The sequence below is a fragment of the Pseudomonas profundi genome (assembly GCF_008638305.1).
GTDB lineage: Bacteria > Pseudomonadota > Gammaproteobacteria > Pseudomonadales > Pseudomonadaceae > Halopseudomonas > Halopseudomonas profundi.
Genome location: NZ_VTPZ01000011.1, coordinates 77,936 through 100,246 on the forward strand (window position 1 = coordinate 77,936; position 22,311 = coordinate 100,246).

The following is a 22,311-nucleotide window of genomic DNA, read 5'->3' on the forward strand; positions in this document are numbered from 1 at the left end:
TTGAGCAACGAACAACTCTCCCATTGAGATATCGCCATGACACCTGATTACCTGAACACTCCGCTGGGCGATCTGGCCCGCTCCATTCCCGGCGCAACCCGTGTATTTCATGCACACCGGCTGGATTTCTGCTGCAACGGGCATATAACGTTGGCCGAAGCAGCCAATCGCAAGCAGATAAACGCCCAGTCGCTCAGCGCCGAGCTGAGCAGTCTGCAGGCGGATACTTCAACCGGTACCGATTGGCAGCAGGCTGCGCCCTCGGCATTGATCGAGCATATTCTTGAGCGCTACCACGATGTCCACAGGGACCAACTGCCTGAGCTCATCCGGTTGGCTCGGCGCGTCGAGCAGGTGCATGGGCAGCGTCCGAATTGCTCGAACGGTCTGGCTGACCACCTCGACACCATGCAGCAGGAACTTGAGAGCCACATGCTCAAAGAGGAAAAAATCCTGTTTCCGATGCTGATTGAAGGCCAGCAGAACGCAGCGGCAGGTCCCGTCAGCGTCATGCGCTTCGAGCATGACCAGCACGGCGAGTCACTGGACGAGCTGATGAGGCTTACCAATGACATCACTGCACCTGTCGGTGCCTGCAACACCTGGCAAGCGCTGTACCGCGGGCTTGATGAGTTTCGCCAGGATCTGATGCAGCACATTCACCTGGAGAACAATATTCTGTTCGCCTTCAGTCCGCGTCTCGTCGACGCTCCAGCAGATAGCTGCTGCTCTGTCTGCTCTGGCAAGTGAGGAAGGATCCATGGACGGTAATACCGGCTCGTCGCGGCCCTTTGGGCAGCGGCTGGTTGATCGCTTTACAGCTGGCTTCGTCTACAGTGGCCAGAGCGGCAGGAGCAGCGGCCGACCGGCTGGCCAGAATGGCTTCGGTCGTGTCGAGTACAAGCAGGGCACCGGACCACGCAGTCCGAGGCCGGGCAAGACAGCCCGGCTTCGCCAGCGCAATGTCTGGACCTGCTGATGCCTGCCGAACGAACGCATGACCATTGATTGAGCAAGAGAGAACACTATGCAAAGCAGTAGCAGACCGATCGCCCTGTTCGGGTTGAGCTTCCGGCCTTTTTTCCTGGCCGGCGCTGCGTATGCCTTGCTCGCCATCCCCCTGTGGATCGCTGCCTTTCTGGGGTATCTCCCGGACTGGCAGCCCTCTGGCGGCTGGCTGGCCTGGCATCGGCACGAAATGTTGTTCGGCTTTTCGGTAGCCATTGTGGCCGGGTTTCTGTTGACCGCCGTGCAGAACTGGACAGGCGTGCCTGGACTGAGTGGCAAACCTCTGGTGTTGCTGGCAGGACTGTGGTTGGCGGCACGCCTGGCCTGGTTGGTCAACGCGCCCATGTGGCTTCTGCTGCCCCTGGAGTTGGCTTTTCTTCCGGCAGTTGCCATCGCCTTCGGCTGGAATCTGTGGAAGGTCCGTCAGTATCGAAATTTTCCCATTCTGGTGGTGCTCGGACTCCTCGCGCTGTGCAACCTGTGCGCAATGATCGGCATTCAGACCGCAGATGATTCTCTGCAGCGGCGCGGCGTCTTCGGCGCCCTGTGGCTGGTGGCTGCGCTCATGTCGGTGATTGGCGGGCGGGTCATTCCATTTTTCACCCAGCGAGGCCTGAATCTGCCTGCGGCATCGCCTGCTCTGCCCTGGCTGGATACAGCGCTTCTCGTGGGCAGCGTCCTTATAGCAGCGCTGATGCTCAGCGGCCGGGGGCTGGCAGCCAGCGCCTGGCAGATACCGCTGTATCTGCTGGTGGCAGCAGGACAGATTGTACGCCTGGTGCGTTGGTACGATCCGGGCATATGGCGTGTGCCACTGCTGTGGTCGTTGCACGTAGCCTACGCCTGGATGGCCGCGGCGCTGTTGGCGATGGCGATGTGGCATGCGGGCTGGGAAATCGGCCTGAGCCAGGCGACCCATCTGCTCGCCATCGGCGGGATGTCCGGCCTTATTCTCGCCATGCTGGCCCGCGTAACGCTCGGGCACACTGGCCGGCCGCTACAACCACCGAGCTACATGAATCTCGCTTTCATTCTGCTCAGCGTGGCGGTACCGGCGCGGGTCTGGCTGATCGAATGGTCTGCCCTGGCCGGCTTCTGGCTCGCCGTGCTCTGCTGGAGCCTCGCGTTTGCTCTCTACCTCTGGTACTACGCGCCTCTGCTGTGCAAGCCCCGTCCTGATGGTCGACCGGGTTAGTCAATATGCTCGCGGGCGACCGGCTTCCGGACGCCCGGTTCGTGCCTGAACAGCAACTATCCGGGTCGACTTTCTGCTAGTTCCGGGTCCTTATCCTGAACTGCCCCCTCTAAACTGCGTCTCGCGGTCAATCAATACCTCTTTATTTCCCCCGCCTGAATTTGCCCCTACCCCGGTTCGCTGCTATCACTAAAGCACGTGACTCAACTAAAGCGCCGGGGGTTCTATGCAACGCTTAGTCAGCTCCATGAAAATTATCGGCTATGCCGTACTGTTTTTTATGGTGGTTGCCATTGGTTATGCCGCATTCATGTCAATCAAATACTGGAACGGCATCTCTGTATGACTTTCAGGGGTTCCTTTGACAATCTGGCGGACTGAAAAAAATGAATAAAAGACAAACCAGAATATTCGCTATAGCCTCCACGGCGATTTCGGCTCTGGTATTTCTGATCCTCACGGTCGACAGCCATCGGCAATTTCCAGAACTTACCAACGCGGAAACCATTACGCCTCAGGTTACTCACGGCAAGGATGTATGGCATAAATATAACTGCATCAACTGCCATACCCTGTTTGGCGAAGGTGCCTATTACGCGCCAGATCTCACCAAGATTACGCAGCATAGAGGCGAGGCGTATCTGAAAGCCTATATGCGTGATCCATCCAATTTCTATGATGAAGAAATTCATCGCCGGCTCATGCCCAAGCAGGATCTGAGCGAAGAAGAGATCAACGACCTGATCATTTTTCTTGACTGGGTCGCGAACGTTGACAACCAGGGCTGGCCACCCCGTCCAATTCTGGTAACCAATAGCCTCGCGCAGCATACACCCGGAGCGGATGTGACGACTGACCCCAGCGTTACGCCGGTGGAAAGCGGATCCGACCCGCGGGCATTGGGGGAAAAGCTGTTCAACTCGGCGGTGCCCTCCTGTAACGCCTGTCATTCCACCGCGCCGGGCGTGACCATGGCGGGACCCTCCATGGCTGGCCTGGTGGGTCGTACTGAAGAGCTGCTCGCCTCCGGCGATTACGGCGGCGAAGCCGCTGACGTCGAGGGCTATATTCGCGAGTCGATTGTGAGTCCCAGCGCACACCTGGTGCCAGGCAGCATGTTTTCGGCTGACGGCGTGTCGTTCATGCCAACTACTTATCCGGAAAGCCTGACCGAAGAGCAGATAGACCACCTGGTGGCCTATTTGACCTCGCTCAGATGAATCGCGCCGCGCGCCAGAAAAAGTTGACGGAGAACAATCATGCGCTATAAATCCCAGTCGGTTGCTTATTGGTACTTTGCAGTATCGATGGGGCTATTCGGATTGCAGATGGTATTCGGCCTATTATCGGCCACCAAATATCTTGGACCGGATCCACTGTTATACGTCCTGCCTTTTGATGTGACCAAGGTAATCCATACCAACTTGCTGATTGTTTGGGTGCTTGCCGCATTCATGGGCGGTACATATTGGTTGGTACCCGAGGAATCCAGACGCGAATTGCACAGCGTCAAGCTGGCATACATTCAGCTGATACTCTGGGTACTGATGGGCGTCACAGCGATTATCGGTTACCTGTTCCGTTACGGCACCGGTAACAAGTTGCTGGAACAACCATTACCGCAGAAACTGGTCATCGTGTTGTGTATGGGTATCTTCCTTTACAACATCGGTATGACGATCAAGAAGTCCGGCCGTTTTACCACTACCGAAGGGGTGTTGTTACTCGGTCTGGTCAGTTCTGCCGTGCTGTTCATCCCTGCCCTGCTGCACTACGAAAACTACACCGTGTCGATTTTCTATCGCTGGTGGACCATCCACCTGTGGGTGGAAGGCGTCTGGATGATGATCATGGGCTCGTTCCTCGCCTATCTGCTGATCCGCCTGTCCGGCGCGGATCGCGAGGTCATGGAAAAATGGCTGTACGTGATCGTTGCACTGGTATTCATCGCAGGCATTCTGGGTACAGCTCACCACTATTACTGGGTTGGCGTGCCAACCTACTGGTTGCCCCTCGGCGGCCTGTTCAGTGCGCTTGAGCCAGCCGCGCTGGTCGGCATGGCAGTGCTTGCCTACGGTGCCATCCGCCGCTCGGGTATGGCACACCCCAACGCGCTGGCGTTGCACTGGGCGGTGGGCAGTGCTGTCTTCACCCTCTTTGGTGCGGGTCTGCTCGGCCTGGCGCACACCTGGCCGGGTATCAACAAATGGACCCACGGGACGCTGATCACCGCCATGCATGGCCATGCTGCGTTCTACGGCGCTTACGTGATGATCAACCTGGCGATGATCAGCTATGCATTGCCGGCACTGACCCGGGGTCGTCCCGAGGGAGGAACCACCATGGGCTACTGGGCTTTCTGGCTGCAGCTGGCGGGCATGTTCGGCATGACCCTGTCCTTCGCCACTGCAGGCATTGGCCAGGTCTACCTCGAACGGGTAATGGGCATGGGCTATCTGGATGCGCAGCTGAAAATTCAGGTCCACTTCCTCATGCTGATTGCCACAGGAACGATCTTCGTGACCGGGGTAGGCTTGTTCATCTACGACTTCTTCCGGTTCCCGCCACGGCTGATGATCTCGGACGACACGGAACAGCTATCGCCGCGCGAACCGGTCACTGACGATGCGAGGTCCCAGGTTTGACTGTGATGTCCACACAAGCGCCTCCGCAGCAGGGTGAGGCGCCCTTCTATATCCCCAGCGGAGACGAGGTCGAGCTGTTCGAACAGTCGCATGCGCGCAACCTGGCAGTCATGCTCAAAGGGCCGACAGGGTGCGGCAAGACCCGTTTCGTCGAACATATGGCCTGGAAACTGGGCCGACCGCTGGTCACTGTCCAGTGTCATGACGATCTGACTGCCAGTGATCTGGTCGGCCGCTTTCTGATTCGGGCCAACGACACCGTCTGGCAGGACGGGCCGTTGACACGCGCTGTACGCGAAGGCGCCATCTGCTATCTCGATGAAGTGGTCGAGGCGCGCCAGGACACCGTGGTGATACTGCACTCGCTTACCGATCATCGCCGTATCCTGCCCCTGGACAAGACCGGTGAACAGCTCGTGGCGGCTCCCGGGTTCCAGCTGGTGGTGTCCTATAACCCGGGCTACCAGCGGATGTTGAAGGATCTCAAGCCGAGTACCCGCCAGCGCTTTGTGGCAATGGATCTCGACTTCCCGCCGCCTGAGCAGGAAGCCCGGATCGTTGTTACCGAAGGCGCAATAGACGAGCCCACCGCCCACGCACTGGTAGCTCTCGCGCTACGCCTGCGAGAGTTACGTGATCATGGCCTGGCAGAGGTTCCAAGCACGCGTCTGCTGATTGCCGCCGCCAATCTGATTGCCAGCGGCATCCAGCCGCGTACGGCTTGCTACGCAGCGGTAATATCACCTTTGTCCGACGACGAATCACTGGTCGCCGCCATGCGAGACCTTGTCGACGCCACCTTTATCTGAGTAATCATGGCCGAAGCTGAAGACGTAATCACCGACGCCGCGCGCTATGCCACGATTTTCACCCGCAACCTCTGGCGTCGGTATCGTCCCCCTCCTCCGGGTCCGGTGCTGGTCACGCTGAACGACGTTGCCAGTCGCCTGGATCTGCTATGCACTGGCGTATTTGCCAATCGCTACCCGATCCGCGCTGCGCAGGCGGGAGCGCGTTCAACGCTGCTGACGCTATTGTTCAGGCGTGATCCTGCGCCGCGGACCCGCGCTGCCATACCCGCAACGGACGGCTGCAGCATCTGGCTTCCGCGCGATGCGGGCACGCCTGACATGGCGCTGGGATCATCCTGGTACCGAGTGCTTGCACTGCAACAGGCGATGCGCATTCAGCGCGGTAGCGCCACGCTCATCACGGCGAACATGAAACCGCTGGTACGCGATCTGTACCTGCTGCTCGAAGCCTCAAATGCTGACGAAGACCTAAGCCGACTGCTGCCCGGCATGCGCGGCGCGCTTGATATCGCCCGGCAGCAGGCTCTACAGAACCGACCTGAACTGGAACGGTTCTCTCCGCCACGCCAGAAACTCGAGGTATTCCTGCGTCGGCTGCTCGAGCGACCCTGTGGTGATCCGTCAGCGGATCTGCTCTGCGCCACTGCGGAGCAGTCCCTGCGGATGGCCACCAGTCTGGCGCCCGAGTTTGCCCCAGACGAACAATCCGAACGGCTGCTGGGTCTGCATCCGCTTTACCCGGATTGCTGGACCGGTGCACTCAAGCCCGCCCCGGTATTCGATGAGAACAAGACAGGTCCCGCTGGCGCGACCGACGAGACGGACCATGAGCCTGCTGCCCCCCGCAGTGCCAGGCTGGAGCGTCGGCCGACGATACGCGAAGCCAAGGAAGATGAAGACGACGATTCCGGCCCGGGTCCCTGGATGGTGCATCCTGAGGGAGGCCATGAGCATGCAGAGGATCCGATGGGCCTCAAACGCCCGGTTGATCTGGACGATGCTGCCAGCGCCGCGGAATACGGCGAGCTTGTCTCCGAGCTCCCGGAGGCCCGACTGATTTCCACCCCGGGCAGGCCCAAGGAGGTATTGCTGACTGATGATCCGCCGGAGGAGCGTGCACGACGCGTAGCGGGACGCAGTGATCCGCGCGGCAACCGGATTCGCTATCCGGAATGGGATTATCGTAGCAGCAGCTACCGCGATCCCGGTGCCACGGTGCGGCTGCTTGATGCGGTGGCCGGTCCACAGGAATGGGTCGACGAAACGCTGAGGAAGCATCGTCCGATGCTGAATTCCATTCGCCGCCACTTCGAGATGCTACGCGCAGAGCCGGTGCTGCTGCGCCGCAGGCAGGACGGCGACGATATCGATCTGGACGCCTATCTGGAGAACCACGCAGATTTTCGAGCCGGGCTTCCGCGCTCCGATGCACTCTATCAGACCCGCCGCGCCATCCGCCGGAACGTCGCGATCACCCTGCTGATCGACGTTAGCGGGTCGACTGATGCCTGGGTCTCAGGCAACAGACGAATCATTGATGTGGAGCGTGAAGCCGTTCTGCTGGTATGCATGGCATTGGAGAGCCTGGGCGAGCCCTATTCTGTCCAGGCGTTTTCCGGTGAGGGCCCCGGTGGCGTTACCGTACGTGAACTGAAGCGTTTCGAGGAGCGCTACAGCAATGCGGTAGCCCTTCGCATTTCTGCTCTGGAACCGGAACATTACACCCGCGCCGGCGCAGCCCTGCGTCACGCTACCAGCGGCCTGATGCAGCAGGCCGCCGAGCACCGTTTGCTGATCCTGCTGTCCGACGGCAAACCTAACGACATTGATGATTACGAAGGGCAGTACGGCGTCGAAGATATGCGCCAGGCCGTCAACGAAGCATCCCTGCAAGGGATTTTCCCCTTCTGTCTGACCATCGACAGACAGGCCGCAGCCTATTTGCCCAAGGTCTTCGGTGCCCATCGCTATGCACTACTGCCTTCCCCTCAACGGCTACCCGCCGTACTGCTGGAATGGATCAGGCGATTGCTGATCTAGAGCCCTGCACCCTCCAGGGCCAGGCGCGCGGTAGAAGCCATCGGTAGCCTCGGTTATCATCTACCCATAAAGAGGCATGGCTTGATGCAAATCAACTGCTTACCCTCCCACGCACGTCCAAACGCGAATCCAGATCATGCAACTGCCTGCGCAACATCATCATCGAGTCCTCCAGCATCCGATGCTGTCATCATTTCCGGCGGATGTTCAGGCGGAAATGCTGGCAGAGACCGTTTACCGGGAATACCCGGCCCAGGCCCTGATTTTCCGCCAGGGTGATCCGGCCGACCGGTTTTTCCTGGTGCTGGAAGGTGCGGTAAAACTCTTCCGCATATCACCGGATGGTAAAGAAAAGGTGGTTGAGGTTATTCAGGCAGGCCACACCTTCGCGGAAGCCGTCATGTTCATGCAGCGCCCGGTGTATCCCGTCTGTGCCGAGACATTGCAGCCCGTACAGCTGGCAGGCTTCTCGAACAAACTCATGTTGCACAGTCTGGAAAGCAATCCACAGACCTGCCTGAGACTGCTCGGGCATCTGAGTGTGCGTCTGCACCAGCGTCTCGATGAGCTGGAAAACCTGACACTGCAAAATGCCACGCAGCGCTTCGCGCTTTATCTGGTCAGCCAGATCAAGGACCGCTCCGAAGATACCGTGGAGCTGGATCTTGGTCTGCCCAAAGGCTTGATCGCTGCGCGTCTTTCCATCAAGCCGGAAACCTTGTCGCGTGCCATGGCGACACTGCGCGATCTCGGACTGATCGGCAGCCAGGGCCGTCATATCCAGATTCCCAGCGTCAGCAAGCTGCTTGCCGAGTTCGCCTGAGAGTAATCAGCAGGAAGTCGCATCCATGTTCAGGCAAATATTATGGCGCACGCTGGCTTCAGTCAGTCTCGGGCTGGGTGCGCTGGGCATCGTATTGCCGGGGCTGCCTACGACGCCATTCCTGCTGGTTGCCGCCTGGGCTGGATCGCGGGGTTGGCCTGCCCTGGAAGCCCGCCTGTTAGCACATGAACGGTATGGTCCGTTGATCCGCGACTGGCGTAATGACCGCGCGGTACCGCGTAAAGCCAAATGGATGGCTTCGCTGCTGATGCTGAGCAGCGTAATCATGATCTGGTTGCTTCCTGCCCCTGATCTCGTCCGCTGGCTGCTGCCGGTGTTCCTGCTGTGTGTTGCCATCTGGCTCTGGACGCGCCCGGAAAGCTGAAGCCTGGGGGGGGCCGGGCGCGCTGCCCGGGTTCTCAATACCCTGATGGTTAAAGCTACCTTGTTTCGAGGTAGTACATTCGACCCGCCATATTAAATCCGCTTTTAAATCAGCTGCTTACCCTCCGGCACGAAGCTTGCTTTGACATAGATCAAGAAACGAAAAACTTCGTTCACGTTCAATCCAGGAGTACATCAACATGCCCAGCAAGACTTCTGCCTTATGCCTGGCAATCACCCTTGCGGTATTACCGATCGGCGTTGCCCATGCCGAAAGCCATTCCCATGCTCACGGCCACGAAGCGCACCAGACACATGAAATGGGCGAGCACACACTGCGGCTGAACAACGGCAGCCAGTGGGAGACCGATGCCCCACTGCGTAAGGCAATGGGCATCCTGAGGCAAGACATTCACCCGTTAATGCCGGAGATTCACAATGACCGACTTTCTGACGACGGCTATGAAGCACTCGCCCAACAGGTGAATGACCAGGTGAAATACATGATCGAGAATTGCGAACTGGAAGCCGAAGCCGATGCCCAGTTACATCTCATCATTGCCGAGTTGATGGCCGGCGCCAACGCTCTGCAGGGAGAGGCCGAGGATCAGGCGCGGCGCGACGGAGCAATCCGCGTGGTGGGGGCGTTGAACAGTTACGCCGCTTACTTCAACGATGCCAGTTTCAAGAAGCTCGGTCACTGAGCCGCGGTTCGGCTGCCACGGTATACGCATGGATTGGCACGCACTGGCTTACCGGTCCATCCGTGGGTCGACCTTGGCGTAGCGCAGGCGCACTACACCCCCAGGGTTGGCGTTCAGATCACGGCTCCGAAGATTGGGCTTCCTGGGGTGGGGCTTCCTGGGGTTGGCGTGCGGCTCGGCCTGCGTTCGGAGTCGCCTGGCGGGTTTGGTGTTGCTGCGGACCCGGCGTAGCGCAGGCGCACTACACCCCCAGGGTTGGCGTTCAGATCACGGCTCCGAGGATTGGGCTTCCTGGGGTGGGGCTTCCTGGGGTTGGTGTGCGGCTCGGCCTGCGTTCGGAGTCGCCTGGCGGGTTTGGTGTTGCTGCGGACCCGGCGTAGCGCAGGCGCACTACACCCCCAGGGTTGGCGTTCAGATCACGGCTCCGAGGATTGGGCTTCCTGGGGTGGGGCTTCCTGGGGTTGGTGAGCGCCTGCTCGCCGACGGGGTTGATGTGGAATGCGGAACCTGGCGTAACGCAGGCGCGCTACACCCGCGGGTTGCATCAATGCATGGATTGCCCGTGCTGGGTAGAGGCGGCCTGCTGCAATACGTCCTGATCGATATCCTCAAAGCGCAACACTCGCCCGTCGTGCTTTTCGGCCATGGCCTGCGCTGCGGACTCATCGGCGAAACTCGCCAGCGTCGCGCCCATAGCACCTTGCAATGGAATATCGATTACGTAGTAAGCCTGCTTCGCGTCAATCAGATGTGCGTCGTCGGGCGCGCTCCACTCGCTCTGCCCCATATCGTGCACAAACAACGAAACGTCACTGATACGATTTTCCGGCTGCAGCCACCAACCGAGCATTTCTGCGGTTGAGCAGAATTTGCGTACGCCTTCGTTGCCGACGCTCTGTCCTTTCGGGCCTTCAAATTCGCTGATCACCATTCCGCAAACGTGGCATGAGTCTTCCTCATGGAAGGCCACCGGCTCACGTGTTACTTCGTCTTCCTCCTGCTTGCCACAGGCCAACAGGCCCAGACTCAGCATGGCGATTGCAGCCAGGCGGGCGCTGCGTCCGTGAAGATAGTTCATCATTCAAAAGTCCTTAGGGTCACACGACCCGGCGACGGAACAACCAATACGCCAGTAGCAGCGAAATACTTACCCACACAACCAGACATGCCCATAACAGCCAGCCCGAAACAGGCAGATCGTCACCCAAAGTCAGTACGCCGACTGCACTGCTGCCGACGTCAAAGCCAGACAGGTTGATCAGGCGGTAGATATCGGTTGGGTTGAACAGGAGCAGCCAGGGAAGCAGGTCCGGGTTGAACTTGCCCTCGCTGATAACCAGTACAGCCAGCAGCGCCAGATCGAATACCAGTACGAACAGGAACCACAACCCGAGCGCCAGACCGGCGGCTGTGGATTTTTCGCGGGCCAGGCTGCTCAGCACATAGGCCAGCGCCAGAAACACCCATCCCAGCAGGGTAGATGAAATCATGAACCGTCCGAATGCCCATATCAGCAGACTCAACTCGACATCTTCGACCAGGGCTGCAATGGCCAGCGCAGCGCATCCAAAGCCAATCAACGTGGCCAACGCCAGAATCAGCCCATGACCAAAGAACTTGCCCAGCAGTATCTGTCCGCGGCCAAGTGGATAGGTCAACAGCAACATCAGGGTCCCCCCTTCCTCTTCGCCGACAATCGCGTCATAGGCGAGCATCAAGGCGATCAGCGGCATGAGGAACGTCGCGAGACTGGCGAGACTGGCGATGGTAGCCGGGATGGAAGTAAAGCCTACCTGGCCGGAGGCGGCGGCGCCAAACCAGGCAATGCCGACGGCCAGCAGCGCGAATACAAGACTGATCGCCAGCAGCCAGCGATTGCGCAGGCCATCGCTTAATTCCTTGCGCGCAATATTCCAGATCTGGTTCATGCCGGCACCCCGTTTGCCTTGTCCATGTAGTGGCGGTAAAGATCGGTAAGCGATGGCTGGTGAATTTCAATGTCGGTCAGTTTTTCCCCTGCAAGCAGTTGCCGGAGCAGATCGAGCTTCTGATCGCCACGCGCCACGACTTCGATACCGTCGCTGCCAAGCGGCGTAGCGCCATGCCCTGCCGCGTTCCAGCGCTGCATCCAGGATTCCCGGTCGACTACGCCGCTGACGCGGATCCGCTCAGGCAACGCAGCCTCGTGACGCAAACTGGTCAGCGTGCCCACCGCCTGCAGGCGCCCACCAGCCAGAATCGCGCCGCGGTCGATATGCCGCTCAACGCCCGGCAATACGTGTGAACACAGGATGACGCTGCAGCCTTGCTGGCGGAGACCGTCAATCAGGCTATACAGGTCTTCAGTGGCGACCGGATCCAGGCCTACGGTGGGTTCATCCAGCAGCAGCAGGCGGGGCTCGCCGAGCAAGGCCTGTGCCAGGCCGAGTCGTTGGCGCATGCCTTTGGAGTAGGTCCGCACGCGGCGGTCCGCTGCATGGCTCAGCCCGACCTGCTCCAGCAACTGGTCTGTCTGACCGGGTGCGGCATCTTTCAAACGCGCAAAATGACGCAGCGTTTCGCGGCCGCTGAGTTGCCCGTAGAAGGTCACGTTCTCGGGAAGATAGCCCAGGGTGCGGCGCACCTGCGGATCGTTCGGCTCGCGGCCAAGCACGCGCACCTGCCCTTCAGTGGCGTTGAGCAGGCCGAGTATCAGTTTCATGGTGGTGGTCTTGCCTGCACCGTTGTGCCCAAACAAACCAAGGACTTCGCCTTCGCCCAGCGTGAGGTTCAACCGCTCGAGCACGGTCATGGTGCCATAGCGCTGCGTGAGATTCTGGATTTCAACTGCATTCATCGGGTGGTTTCCTGAGCGAGAGCCGGACTGTCCGCCGGTAGCTTCATTAGCGGATGGCTATCCTGCACGCCGGGCGATTTGGTTACCGGGAAAACACGTTGCACCCAGCGCAACAGTTCAATGGCCGGGCTGTTCATCAGCAAGCGCACCTGCGGATAAAGCCAGAGCAGGCGGTCGATGTTGTCGTTCGGCTCATAGGCCACATCGCCCAGCCCGTCATTATCGCGGTCCCACCCCAGGTAATCGCTCCAGTAGTTGCCCTGGCCATCGACCGACCATTCCTGGGTGCGGGTCGCCACGTATTTCACTTGCTGCTGGTTGGCCACAAAGGCGTTGCGGCTGATCTTGTTGTCTTCAGATCCAGCCGTAAGATGTATTCCTAACCCGCTGTTTTCGAAGTGGTTGTTTTCTATGGTATTGAACAGTGAATTATAGATGAACAACGCCTTGCCTTCCGCACCCGAGATCATGCTGTCGCCCGTGTCTCCCTGATGAGCATCGGACACAAAGTTACCGCTTATCGTCGAGTAGGTGATGTAGTTCATCAGAATGCCGTAGTTCTGATCATGCTCGGAGCGGTTCCCGGTAACTGTCAGCTGACGGCTCTGCATCAATGCGTAGCCGGTCCGGGTGTTACGCGTGATATTGCCGATGACAGTGTTGTCATGGGAAAACATGTAGTGCACGCCGTAGCGCAGGTCTTCGAGCGTGTTGCCCTCGATCTGGTTGCCGTTGGAGTTGCCGATGTACACGCCGTCACGTGTGTGACGTACATGGTTGTCGATAATTCGGGTGCCCTTGGTACTGAATAGATGGATACCGTTGCCGCGGTTTTGCGAGCGCATACTCTGGTCGCCCTGGATATCGTTGCCGACCACGCTCACATCACTGGCCTGATCGATCCAGATTCCGAAACCTGGTCCGCGCAGGCGATTGCCTCGCAGAGTCGCCCGATCGGCCTCCGGATGCAAAAAAATGCCAGCATCCAGCTCGGTCAGGTTCTGTCCCCAGTCCGAGAGCGTGCAGTTTTCAAGGGTCACGTCGGGCGTCTTTATCTCAACGACATGACCTGTACCCTGCCCATTCAATATTGCGCCGTCTTCGCAGCGCAGGTGGATTGGCTGATCGATGAGAAACTGGCCCTGATATTCCCCTGCAGGAAGGGACCAGCGGTTGTCACTGTCGGCGGACAGTGGCAAGTCGGTAATACTCTGAGGAGCCGCCTGGGCCACTCCGGAAAAATACAGTAATGCACATAGGGCACTGAGGCGCGTAACCACTCTCGCCGGTTTTTTCGGCACTGCTGTTACCTTCTTCGGATGCCATCGAAAAACAGCCCGGCGGATCGCCGGGCTGCTGAGTCGTGCTGATAACTACGGCTATCAGGCCGGTTCGACCATCATCCGGCCGACCATTTCCATATGCAATGCGTGGCAGAACCAGCTGCAGTAGTACCAGAACAGGCCGGCTTTGTCGGCGGTGAATGTGATGGAAGAGGTCTGCTGCGGGCTGATCTCCATGCTCACACCGTGATTCACCATGACGAAACCGTGGGTCACGTCTTCGATCTGGTCGATGTTGGTCACGGTCACCGTCACCTCATCGCCCTGCTTGACGGTGAATTCGGTAAGCCCATAGGCGGGTGCAAAGGAGGTCATGTAGACACGCACCTTGTTGCCGTCGCGGACCACCTTATTGTCGGCAGTCAGGTTGACGCCATCCTTCTCGGCCATCTTCACGGTTTCGGCGAAGAACGGATCATCGCGGTCCCAGATCTTCTTGGTGCGGATCTGATCGCGGCGAGCCATGATGCAGTCATGCGGCTCAGCGAATGCCGGGCCGTCATGAACCAGCTTCATCTCGTCGCCCGAGATATCGATCAGCTGATCGTTCTCAGGGTGCAGCGGGCCGGTCGGCAGGAAACGGTCCTTGGCGAACTTGCTCAGGACCACCAGCCACTGGCCGTCGGCTTCCGAGGTTTCGGTCAGCGACGCGTGGGTATGGCCTGGCTGGTAATGCACATCCAGCTTCTGTTTGATGTAGTTGACGTCTTCGCCGTTATAGGCACGAATGGCGTCTTCCATGTTCCACTTGACGATCTGACTGTCGATGAACAGGGTGGTGTAGCCATTGCCACGACCGTCAAAGGTGGTATGCAGCGGTCCGAGGCCCAGTTCGACTTCGGCAACAACCACTTCCCGCGGGTCATCAAACTTATCGGCAAACAGATCGTCAAGCCGGTCGATGGCGATCATGGTGACCGTCGGGGACAGTTTGCCGGCCGCGATGAAATATTTGCCATCCGGAGATGTGTTGCAACCGTGGGGGTTCTTCGGCACGGGAATGTAACGGGTTAGCTCGGAGCCGGCACGGCCGTCAACAACAGGTACCTTGGAGTCGCCCAACGTGCTGAAATTACCATCCTTGACGGCTTTCTCGATGCGCGGAATATTGAATACCACCACCCAGTCGCGCTCAGCGCGCATCATGCCACCCAGGTCGGTCGCTTCTTCCGAGTTATAACAGGTTGCCGCGGCGTACTTGCCGGTGTAGTCGGCATCGGTATTGTCCAGGTTACCGTCGACGATGACCTGGAAAGCGACCTCCATGCTCTCGGCGTCCAGTACGTTGAACATGGTATAGGCATTGTCGCCACTCAGATCAAAGCTCGTACCATCATTCGGATGGGGAATGATGAATTCGGCGTTGGCAAAAACGTATTTGGTGTGCGGTACTTTCTGCAGACGCAGGCCGTGAATCGACTGAACGTTGGGGATCGTGGTGATCTTGTCCGTCTTCATGATATCCAGGCGGATACGGGCAACGCGGCTGTTGGCCTTGTCGTTGATAAACAGATATTTACCGTCGTATTTGCCATCTGTCATGGATATGTGCGGATGGTGGCAATCGCCGTTCAGAAACTTGGCACTGTCGCCCATGATCCGTTTGCTTTCGTTGGTCAGGCCCCAGCCGGTTGCCGAGTCGATATTGAATACCGGGATGCGCATGAGCTCGCGCATCGACGGAACGCCCATCACCCGGACCTCACCCTGATGCCCGCCACTCCAGAAACCGTAATAGTCATCCAGCTCGCCGGGGCCTACGTGAGTCTTGGATTTCGCCTCCTTGGCTGCCTGGGCAAAGGCTTCGCGGCTCATGATGGAACTGCCAAGCGCGGTCGCGCCCACGACTGCCGCACCCGTCACGGCGCTGGCACCGAGGAAGCCGCGGCGGCTTAGCCCTTTGGCTTCGAGTACTTCGGTATTCTTCTCTTTGTCACTCATCTTTCTGCTCCTTGGATACAGCTTCAGTCTTCAAACTCGGATGTGAAACGTTTCGTTCAGGGTTACTTCAGGGTTCAACCACATGGACCGGAATCAGCTCGGGGACGGGCTCCTTCTTGCCTTTGCGTGCGCGCTTGTTCTTCAGGATCAAGGGCGGACATTTTTCGTCGTTGTGGTAGGTCATCTGGCAGTCCAGGCAGTAATGGCATTCGTTGTGATTGATATGCCCATCCGGATGAATAGCCTGGATTTCGCATTCCTTGGCACAGAGCTGGCAAGGATCACCGCACTCCTTGCGGCGCTTCAGCCAGTCAAACAGGCGGAACTTTGAGGGGATGGCCAACGCGGCGCCCAGCGGGCAGATGTAGCGGCAATAAACCTTGCGGGTAAAAATACTGATCACCAGCAGGATCACTGCATACAGCACAAACCACCACTGACGGTCGAACCTCAGGGTAATGGCCGTCTTGAAAGGCTCAACCTCAGCCGCACGCTCAGCGACGGCCATGGATTCCAGCGAAATGGCAAAGAGCACCATGAGCACTATGTACTTGATCGCCCATAGGCGCTCATGTACAGCAAAGGGTAGCTCGTACTGTGGCACTTTCAACTTGCGCGCTGCCTCGTTGATCAGCTCCTGCAGGGCACCGAAGGGACATAACCAGCCGCAGAAGACCCCCCGCCCCCACAGCAGAATGCTGGCGGCAGTGAATACCCACAGGATGAAAATGATTGGATCGGTAAGGAACAGCTCCCAGCGGAAGTCTTCAAACACCGCGTGCACGAAGGTCAGCACGTTGACCACCGACAACTGCCCCAGCGCATACCAGCCGAGGAATGTCACAGTAAAGATCAGGTAACCGCGGCGCAGCCAGTGCAGGAAAGTCGGGTGCTTGGTCAGCTTGTCCTGGAAGAACAGGATGCCAAGCAGCACCATCAGCGCAGTGACCACGACGCCGATCTGCCAGCTCTGCTGATACCAGATATTGACCCACATCGGACGGTTGGCCTCTTCGATCGCCGCCAACTCTGCAGCCGTAGGCTCTGGCCGCTCGATGTATTGCTCAGGCAGCTGATACGGCAGCTCGAAACTGGTGAACACGCTGCTCACCGGGCCAGTTTGCCGGCGCACCAGCAATTCCAGCGACCAGGGCGTGCCGGGGTCGAAGCGATGGTTCTCGCGCACAATGAAGATAGACATCTCGTCAAAATCAGGCATGCCTGCAGCGAAGACGTCGGATAACCGCTCGTGGTCCATATCGCGAAAGCTGATCATCTCGCCAAACTGGCGCAGCTGCACCCGGTCGAAAATGCCGCCCCGTACGTAGCCAGACCCTTTGTAGGAGTAGTCGCCACGGCCCATCACAGCGATGGCGTGCTCGCCGGGCTCAAGGTCCTCCATCAGAAACCGGTACTGGTTGTCGCCCAGCAGGTTGCGGCCAACGGTCGGCGGGTTGAGATGCGCGGCATACATATCAATGAAGGTGGCGTCGGCCTGATCCGGAGCGGCTTCGTCTATCCCTTCTGCCTCGGTCCCGCGAAAGGCTTCGTCAATCTCGCCATGGGTGAGATGCAGACGGCGGACTGCGCCGTTACCGGTGAGGGTCGCCCAGTCGGCTTCCTCATACACATCCTCGCGAACCGTGGCCGGCCTGGTTCCTGCGGCGCTGGCGGCGTCAACCAGACCCAGCGATACCGCGACGGTATGCGCCGAACCCATGACAATCTCACTCACCACCATTACGGTGACAGTCGCCCCACTCACAGCATCAACGGTGACTGCGTTCTCGTCCCGCGAACGGCCCACCACGACGCGTTGATTAACCGAAATGCCGTCGTACTTGGCAGTGAAGTCGTGCAGTTTCTGCTCAGGAATGCCAATCAGCAGAATAGGCTCATGGTGTTCCAGTACATAGGCATCGCGGATGACGCCCCGCGGATCAATAATCACATGGACATTTAAAGGTTTGCCGGAATAGGCAGGAATGTTGGTGACATCAATACTCTGATAGGCATAACCCACTACCTCTTCGTCTGCATACAGGGAGCGGACGTTGTACTCACCTTCAGGCTCGGAAATCCTGTCCACGTTGGGTAGCGCTATATCGATCCGCTGCTGGATCAGGTCTGCATAGGCCTGGGCTGCAGCTGCTTGAAAAGCGCCCAGCCCAAGGACAATGCAGATAATAGCTCTGCAGACCCATGCAGCACTGATTGGGTTTGTCATTAATGGAACTCCGGGTACTGAAGAAGTGACTTCGAGGTTTGAGGTAAGTGTAGACATCCATCCGACAGGGGGATTTGATCAGGATCAATTCCCAACCGCCTGCAAAATGCATGCATATCGCCATTTAGCTGCATTTATGCGATGTATCACTGCATTTACTCGCATTTGACGACATGTTACCCACTTTTTAGAGCCCTCTCCCGAGGGCCCGCGGCGCTAGGTCGCAGGCTGAGCGGGAACTCTGGAAAATCCCCTGTTCAGTTCGGCGAATAGTGAAGAACTGACTCAATAACCGCCATACCTATTCCTGGCTATTGACCAGGAAATACGCTGACAAAAAAGCTCCAACCGAAACGGTATATCCAACCATTGATGGTTATATATACCCTTGCGCTATTGGGTCGAAAATACTCTCGGCTATTTTTATCCTTGCAAAACAACAACCTAAGATATGGCACAGTGCTTGCTAATAGTCCTGCACAGGCATCCGATCCGCTTCGGCAGCTTCATTACCCCGAAACGGACCCAGCTCAGGACGAAATATATGAACCATCTTGCAAGCACGACCACACTGCACCATCCCGACAACAGCGGAATCTATTACCGGGCCACCGGTAATGAAACCGAACTGTTCGAACAGGCTGCCCGGCATCAACTCCCGGTACTCATCAAAGGCCCCACCGGTTGCGGCAAGACTCGCTTCGTGCAGCACATGGCCGAACGTCTGGGCCGCAAGCTCTACACCGTAGCCTGCCATGACGACCTGACAACGGCCGACCTCGTCGGCCGCCATCTCATTGGACCTGACGGCACATACTGGCAGGACGGCCCCCTGACCCGCGCCGTACGCGAAGGCGCCATCTGCTATCTCGACGAAATCATCGAGGCGCGCAAGGACACCACCGTTGTCCTGCACCCGCTTGCCGATGACCGTCGCATTCTTCCGCTGGACGCCACAGGCGAGTGCCTCGAAGCGGCCCCCGGTTTCATGCTGGTGGTGTCCTACAACCCCGGTTACCGCAACTTGCTGAAAGGGCTCAAGCCGAGCACCCGCCAACGGTTCGTGGCGATGACCTTTGATTACCCCGAAACGGCTGCGGAAATCGACATTCTTGTTCGCGAAGCCGGCGTCGAGGTTGCTTTGGCAACACGGCTGGTCCAGCTGTGCAACGCATTACGCCATCTCGGCACACATGACCTGGAGGAAGCGCCTTCTACCCGACTGCTTATACATACCGCCCGCCTGATGCGTGCCGGCCTGGATCCCGTCGCTGCCTGCGAAGCCTGTCTGGCCCAGCCGTTGAGTGACGATCCGACCACTCAGGCCGCCATCCTTGACGTGGTCAAGGCGCACTTCGGCACGCACAACCAACCCGCAGCATCCACACAGCGATTGAAAACCAGCGCCTAGGTTCCCTAAGTCTGGTCTGCCACAGCTTTCGAACTACTAACACGATGAGGAAGTAATCATGTCGGAGCGTTTCACCAAGGGCATGGCCCGAAATATCTACTACGGGGGCGGCATGTTTTTCATGCTGCTGTTTATTGGTCTGACCATGGATACGGTGGTAGCGATACCCGAGCGGGAAAACCGCGACAAGCTCACAGCCGAGGTCGCCCATGGCAAAGAGCTCTGGGAAGAAAACAACTGTGTCGGCTGCCACTCGCTGTTGGGTGAAGGCGCCTACTTCGCTCCTGAACTGGGCAACGTGTTTGACCGTCGCGGCATGGGTAACGAAGAAGCCTTCCACGCCTACTTCTCCGCCTGGATGAAGGCACAGCCGATCGGTGTTCCCGGTCGCCGCAAGATGCCGCAATTCAACCTGAGCGAGGAAGAAACCCGCGCCCTGTCCGAATTCCTCATCTGGACATCACGTATCGATACCAATGACTGGCCGCCGAACAAGGAAGGCTGAAGCTGACCCGGTTCCCATTACGCAAGGATAAACACACTATGAAATACGCAAGTCAGTCGGCAGCGAAGCCCTACTTCGCTTTCGCCATGATTTTGTTCGTCGGTCAGATCGTTTTCGGTCTGATCCTCGGCACCCAGTACATCATCGGCGACTTCATGTTTCCGGAGATACCCTTCAACGTGGCCCGCATGGTCCACACCAACCTGCTGATCGTCTGGCTGCTGTTCGGCTTCATGGGCGCGACCTACTTCCTGCTACCCGAGGAAACCCAGTGCGAGCTATATAGTCCCTTGCTGGCCAAGATACTTTTCTGGGTATTCGCCGCGGCCGGCACGCTGACCATCATTGGCTATCTGGCCGTGCCCTACGCAACGCTGGCGGAGCTGACAGGAAACAAATATTTCCCGACCATGGGACGGGAATTCCTTGAGCAGCCGACCATTACCAAGATCGGTCTGGCCCTGGTGTTTATCGGCTTTCTCTTTAACGTCATCATGACCGTGCTCAAGGGTCGCAAGACCGTTGTCAGCATGGTGCTGACCACCGGCCTAATCGGCCTGGCAGCATTCTGGATGTTCGCCTTCTATAACCCCGCCTCGCTGGTGATGGACAAGTACTTCTGGTGGTGGGTCGTGCACCTGTGGGTTGAAGGTGTATGGGAACTGATCCTGGGTGCCATCCTGGCGTTCATTCTGATCCGCACTACCGGCGTAGACCGTGAAGTCGTCGAGAAATGGTTGTACCTGATCATCGCCATGGCCCTGATCAGCGGTATCCTCGGTACCGGCCACCACTTCTTCTTTATCGGCGCACCGGGATACTGGCTGTGGATCGGTTCAGTCTTCTCTGCCATCGAGCCCCTGCCGTTCTTCATGCTGATGGTCTTCGCATTCAGCATGCTCAAGCAGCGTCGCCGCGACCACCCCAACAAGGCGGCCGTCACCTGGGCAGTAGGTTGCACCATCATGGCGTTCCTCGGCGCGGGTGTATGGGGCTTCCTGCACACTCTGGCACCAGTGAACTACTACACCCACGGCACCCAGCTGACTGCGGCCCACGGCCACCTGGCCTTCTATGGCGCCTATGTGATGATCGTGCTGGCAATCATTTCCTACGCCTGGCCGATCCTGAACGGACGGCAAGCCAACAGCTTGCAGGCGCAACGCCTGGAGATCGCCTCCTGCTGGACCATGAGCGTCAGCATGCTGCTGATCACCTTGCTGCTGACCGCTGCCGGCGTGGTACAGATCTGGCTGCAACGCATTCCGGACGACGTCGGTGCGCTAGGTTTCATGGCCACTCAGGACGCGATCACAGTGATCTACTGGATGCGTCTGGCCGCCGGCGTGGGCTTCGGCGTCGGTGTACTCATGTACCTGGCCAGCTTCGTGGCCGCCGCACGCGCCAGCAAGCCGACCGAGCCGCTCGTTGCTGACGTCGCCGCCATGAGCTGATCAGAACGACAATCCGGTGCTGGCAGCTTCCGCTGCCAGCACCACCTACTCATCAACCTGACTGAAGGCGGAGACAACATGATGCTAGCAACGCTTCGCCGGATCAGTCGCAGTGCCTTTTTTATCCTCTTTCTTGTGGCACCTATACTGGATCTGTTTCGTCTCGATCTAAGCAGGGGCCATTTTGTTTTTCTGACCATGGACTGGACCCTGGGGCTTGATCCCCAGACCAGTGCTCTTGATCCCGCCTCCATCACCCTGCACCTGCTGCTGCGTCTGGGCTTGCCCATTCTGTTAACCCTGGGCGTGCTGCTCTGGGTAGTCTGGCGCTGGGGGCGCCTGTATTGCGGCTGGCTATGTCCGCATTTTTCGATGGTCGAATGGATCGACGGCCTGATGGCCCGCTGGCTTGGCCGGCGCTCTGTCTGGGAAAAGCCCTCTGCCCCCCGACGGGCCGGCGCGCGCCTGGTCATGACCCTGATGGTGCTGGGCGGCTCGGCACTCTGGGCCATCACCCTGTTGAGCTACCTGGTACCGCCGATACCTTTGTGGACAGGTCTGGCAAGTCTGGATTTGCCGACCTGGCACTGGTTTTTCATCGGTATCGGCACCGCTCTGTTCTGTATCGAGTTTGCCCTGGCCCGGCATTATTTCTGCAAGTACGGCTGCGCCGTTGGCATCTTCCAGAGCTTAATCTGGGCGGTGAACAGCCGCGCCATGGTGATCGGTTTCAAGCGCGAACGCGCCCGTGATTGCCGCGACTGCAATGCCTGTGACAAGGCATGTCCAATGCGCCTGCCGCCACGCGGCATGAAGCGTCACAAGATTACCTGCACTCAGTGTGGAGTGTGTGTCCAGACCTGCTCACAGGTTCAGGCCGCCAACCCCGCCGGTTCGCTTCTCCATTGGACCAGTGGCGATGACGCCATCGTCATGGACAAGCAACCCAGTACCAAAATCCACGTGATCGAGAAGGACTGAAC

At 58.5% G+C, this 22,311-nt stretch carries 20 protein-coding genes; 14 read left to right on the forward strand and 6 right to left on the reverse strand.

Translation table 11 applies throughout. From position 1 onward, the window contains the following. The first annotated feature begins 36 nt into the window (after nucleotides 1–36). The 10 genes from ytfE to FZE95_RS14700 all read left to right on the forward strand — a co-directional run bounded on the left by ytfE (nucleotide 37) and on the right by FZE95_RS14700 (nucleotide 9,611). Nucleotides 37–750, forward strand: a complete 714-nt coding sequence (gene ytfE, locus FZE95_RS14655) for an iron-sulfur cluster repair protein YtfE (protein WP_150301617.1) — start codon at nucleotides 37–39, stop codon at nucleotides 748–750. A gap of 10 nt (nucleotides 751–760) precedes the next feature. Further along, entirely contained in the window at nucleotides 761–979 is a 219-nt protein-coding gene (locus FZE95_RS14660) for a hypothetical protein (RefSeq protein ID WP_150301618.1), read from the forward strand. Nucleotides 980–1,027: 48 nt separating this feature from the next. Further along, nucleotides 1,028–2,203: an NnrS family protein gene (locus FZE95_RS14665; protein ID WP_150301619.1), complete on the forward strand. Its 1,176-nt coding sequence runs from the start codon at nucleotides 1,028–1,030 to the stop codon at nucleotides 2,201–2,203. 386 nt (nucleotides 2,204–2,589) lie between these two features. Then, nucleotides 2,590–3,423: a c-type cytochrome gene (locus FZE95_RS14670; RefSeq protein ID WP_150301620.1), complete on the forward strand. Its 834-nt coding sequence runs from the start codon at nucleotides 2,590–2,592 to the stop codon at nucleotides 3,421–3,423. Between the two features lie 39 nt (nucleotides 3,424–3,462). Then, nucleotides 3,463–4,848: a cbb3-type cytochrome c oxidase subunit I gene (locus tag FZE95_RS14675; RefSeq protein WP_150301621.1), complete on the forward strand. Its 1,386-nt coding sequence runs from the start codon at nucleotides 3,463–3,465 to the stop codon at nucleotides 4,846–4,848. A gap of 5 nt (nucleotides 4,849–4,853) precedes the next feature. Then, nucleotides 4,854–5,657, forward strand: a complete 804-nt coding sequence (locus FZE95_RS14680; RefSeq protein WP_150301622.1) for a CbbQ/NirQ/NorQ/GpvN family protein — start codon at nucleotides 4,854–4,856, stop codon at nucleotides 5,655–5,657. 6 nt (nucleotides 5,658–5,663) lie between these two features. Next, on the forward strand, nucleotides 5,664–7,700 hold the full coding sequence (locus FZE95_RS14685; protein ID WP_150301623.1) for a nitric oxide reductase activation protein NorD: 2,037 nt from the start codon (nucleotides 5,664–5,666) through the stop codon (nucleotides 7,698–7,700). 181 nt (nucleotides 7,701–7,881) lie between these two features. After that, nucleotides 7,882–8,523 carry a Crp/Fnr family transcriptional regulator gene (locus FZE95_RS14690; protein WP_190324580.1) on the forward strand — a complete coding sequence of 214 codons (642 nt, stop codon included), beginning with the start codon at nucleotides 7,882–7,884 and terminating at the stop codon, nucleotides 8,521–8,523. Between the two features lie 25 nt (nucleotides 8,524–8,548). Then, entirely contained in the window at nucleotides 8,549–8,908 is a 360-nt protein-coding gene (locus FZE95_RS14695; RefSeq protein ID WP_150301625.1) for a YbaN family protein, read from the forward strand. 199 nt (nucleotides 8,909–9,107) lie between these two features. Then, nucleotides 9,108–9,611 (forward strand): hypothetical protein, encoded by a 504-nt coding sequence (locus tag FZE95_RS14700; protein ID WP_150301626.1) that lies wholly within the window; start codon nucleotides 9,108–9,110, stop codon nucleotides 9,609–9,611. A 544-nt stretch (nucleotides 9,612–10,155) separates the two neighbouring features. Here the strand turns inward: FZE95_RS14700 and FZE95_RS14705 are convergent. The 6 genes from FZE95_RS14705 to nosR form a co-directional block, all read right to left on the reverse strand. After that, entirely contained in the window at nucleotides 10,156–10,689 is a 534-nt protein-coding gene (locus tag FZE95_RS14705) for a nitrous oxide reductase accessory protein NosL (protein WP_150301671.1), read from the reverse strand. A gap of 19 nt (nucleotides 10,690–10,708) precedes the next feature. Beyond that, nucleotides 10,709–11,539: an ABC transporter permease gene (locus FZE95_RS14710; RefSeq protein WP_150301627.1), complete on the reverse strand. Its 831-nt coding sequence runs from the start codon at nucleotides 11,537–11,539 to the stop codon at nucleotides 10,709–10,711. Next, on the reverse strand, nucleotides 11,536–12,447 hold the full coding sequence (locus tag FZE95_RS14715; RefSeq protein WP_150301628.1) for an ABC transporter ATP-binding protein: 912 nt from the start codon (nucleotides 12,445–12,447) through the stop codon (nucleotides 11,536–11,538). The genes FZE95_RS14710 and FZE95_RS14715 overlap by 4 nt, the downstream gene beginning before the upstream one ends. Next, nucleotides 12,444–13,748 (reverse strand): nitrous oxide reductase family maturation protein NosD, encoded by a 1,305-nt coding sequence (locus FZE95_RS14720; RefSeq protein ID WP_223825081.1) that lies wholly within the window; start codon nucleotides 13,746–13,748, stop codon nucleotides 12,444–12,446. The genes FZE95_RS14715 and FZE95_RS14720 overlap by 4 nt, the downstream gene beginning before the upstream one ends. 81 nt (nucleotides 13,749–13,829) lie before the next feature. Then, on the reverse strand, nucleotides 13,830–15,731 hold the full coding sequence (nosZ, locus tag FZE95_RS14725; protein ID WP_150301629.1) for a TAT-dependent nitrous-oxide reductase: 1,902 nt from the start codon (nucleotides 15,729–15,731) through the stop codon (nucleotides 13,830–13,832). 67 nt (nucleotides 15,732–15,798) lie between these two features. Next, nucleotides 15,799–17,958: a transcriptional regulator NosR gene (gene nosR, locus FZE95_RS14730; RefSeq protein ID WP_150301630.1), complete on the reverse strand. Its 2,160-nt coding sequence runs from the start codon at nucleotides 17,956–17,958 to the stop codon at nucleotides 15,799–15,801. Nucleotides 17,959–18,502: 544 nt separating this feature from the next. Between nosR and FZE95_RS14735 the strand changes: the two genes are divergently transcribed. The 4 genes from FZE95_RS14735 (at nucleotide 18,503) to FZE95_RS14750 (ending at nucleotide 22,309) form a co-directional block, all read left to right on the forward strand. Beyond that, nucleotides 18,503–19,369 carry a CbbQ/NirQ/NorQ/GpvN family protein gene (locus FZE95_RS14735; RefSeq protein ID WP_150301631.1) on the forward strand — a complete coding sequence of 289 codons (867 nt, stop codon included), beginning with the start codon at nucleotides 18,503–18,505 and terminating at the stop codon, nucleotides 19,367–19,369. Between the two features lie 58 nt (nucleotides 19,370–19,427). Beyond that, nucleotides 19,428–19,874, forward strand: coding sequence for a c-type cytochrome (locus FZE95_RS14740; protein WP_150301632.1), 447 nt, complete (start codon nucleotides 19,428–19,430; stop codon nucleotides 19,872–19,874). A gap of 38 nt (nucleotides 19,875–19,912) precedes the next feature. Continuing rightward, complete coding sequence (locus tag FZE95_RS14745; RefSeq protein WP_150301633.1) at nucleotides 19,913–21,328, forward strand: cbb3-type cytochrome c oxidase subunit I; 1,416 nt, start codon at nucleotides 19,913–19,915, stop codon at nucleotides 21,326–21,328. A gap of 78 nt (nucleotides 21,329–21,406) precedes the next feature. Continuing rightward, nucleotides 21,407–22,309 carry a 4Fe-4S binding protein gene (locus tag FZE95_RS14750; RefSeq protein ID WP_150301634.1) on the forward strand — a complete coding sequence of 301 codons (903 nt, stop codon included), beginning with the start codon at nucleotides 21,407–21,409 and terminating at the stop codon, nucleotides 22,307–22,309. Nucleotides 22,310–22,311: the final 2 nt, after the last annotated feature.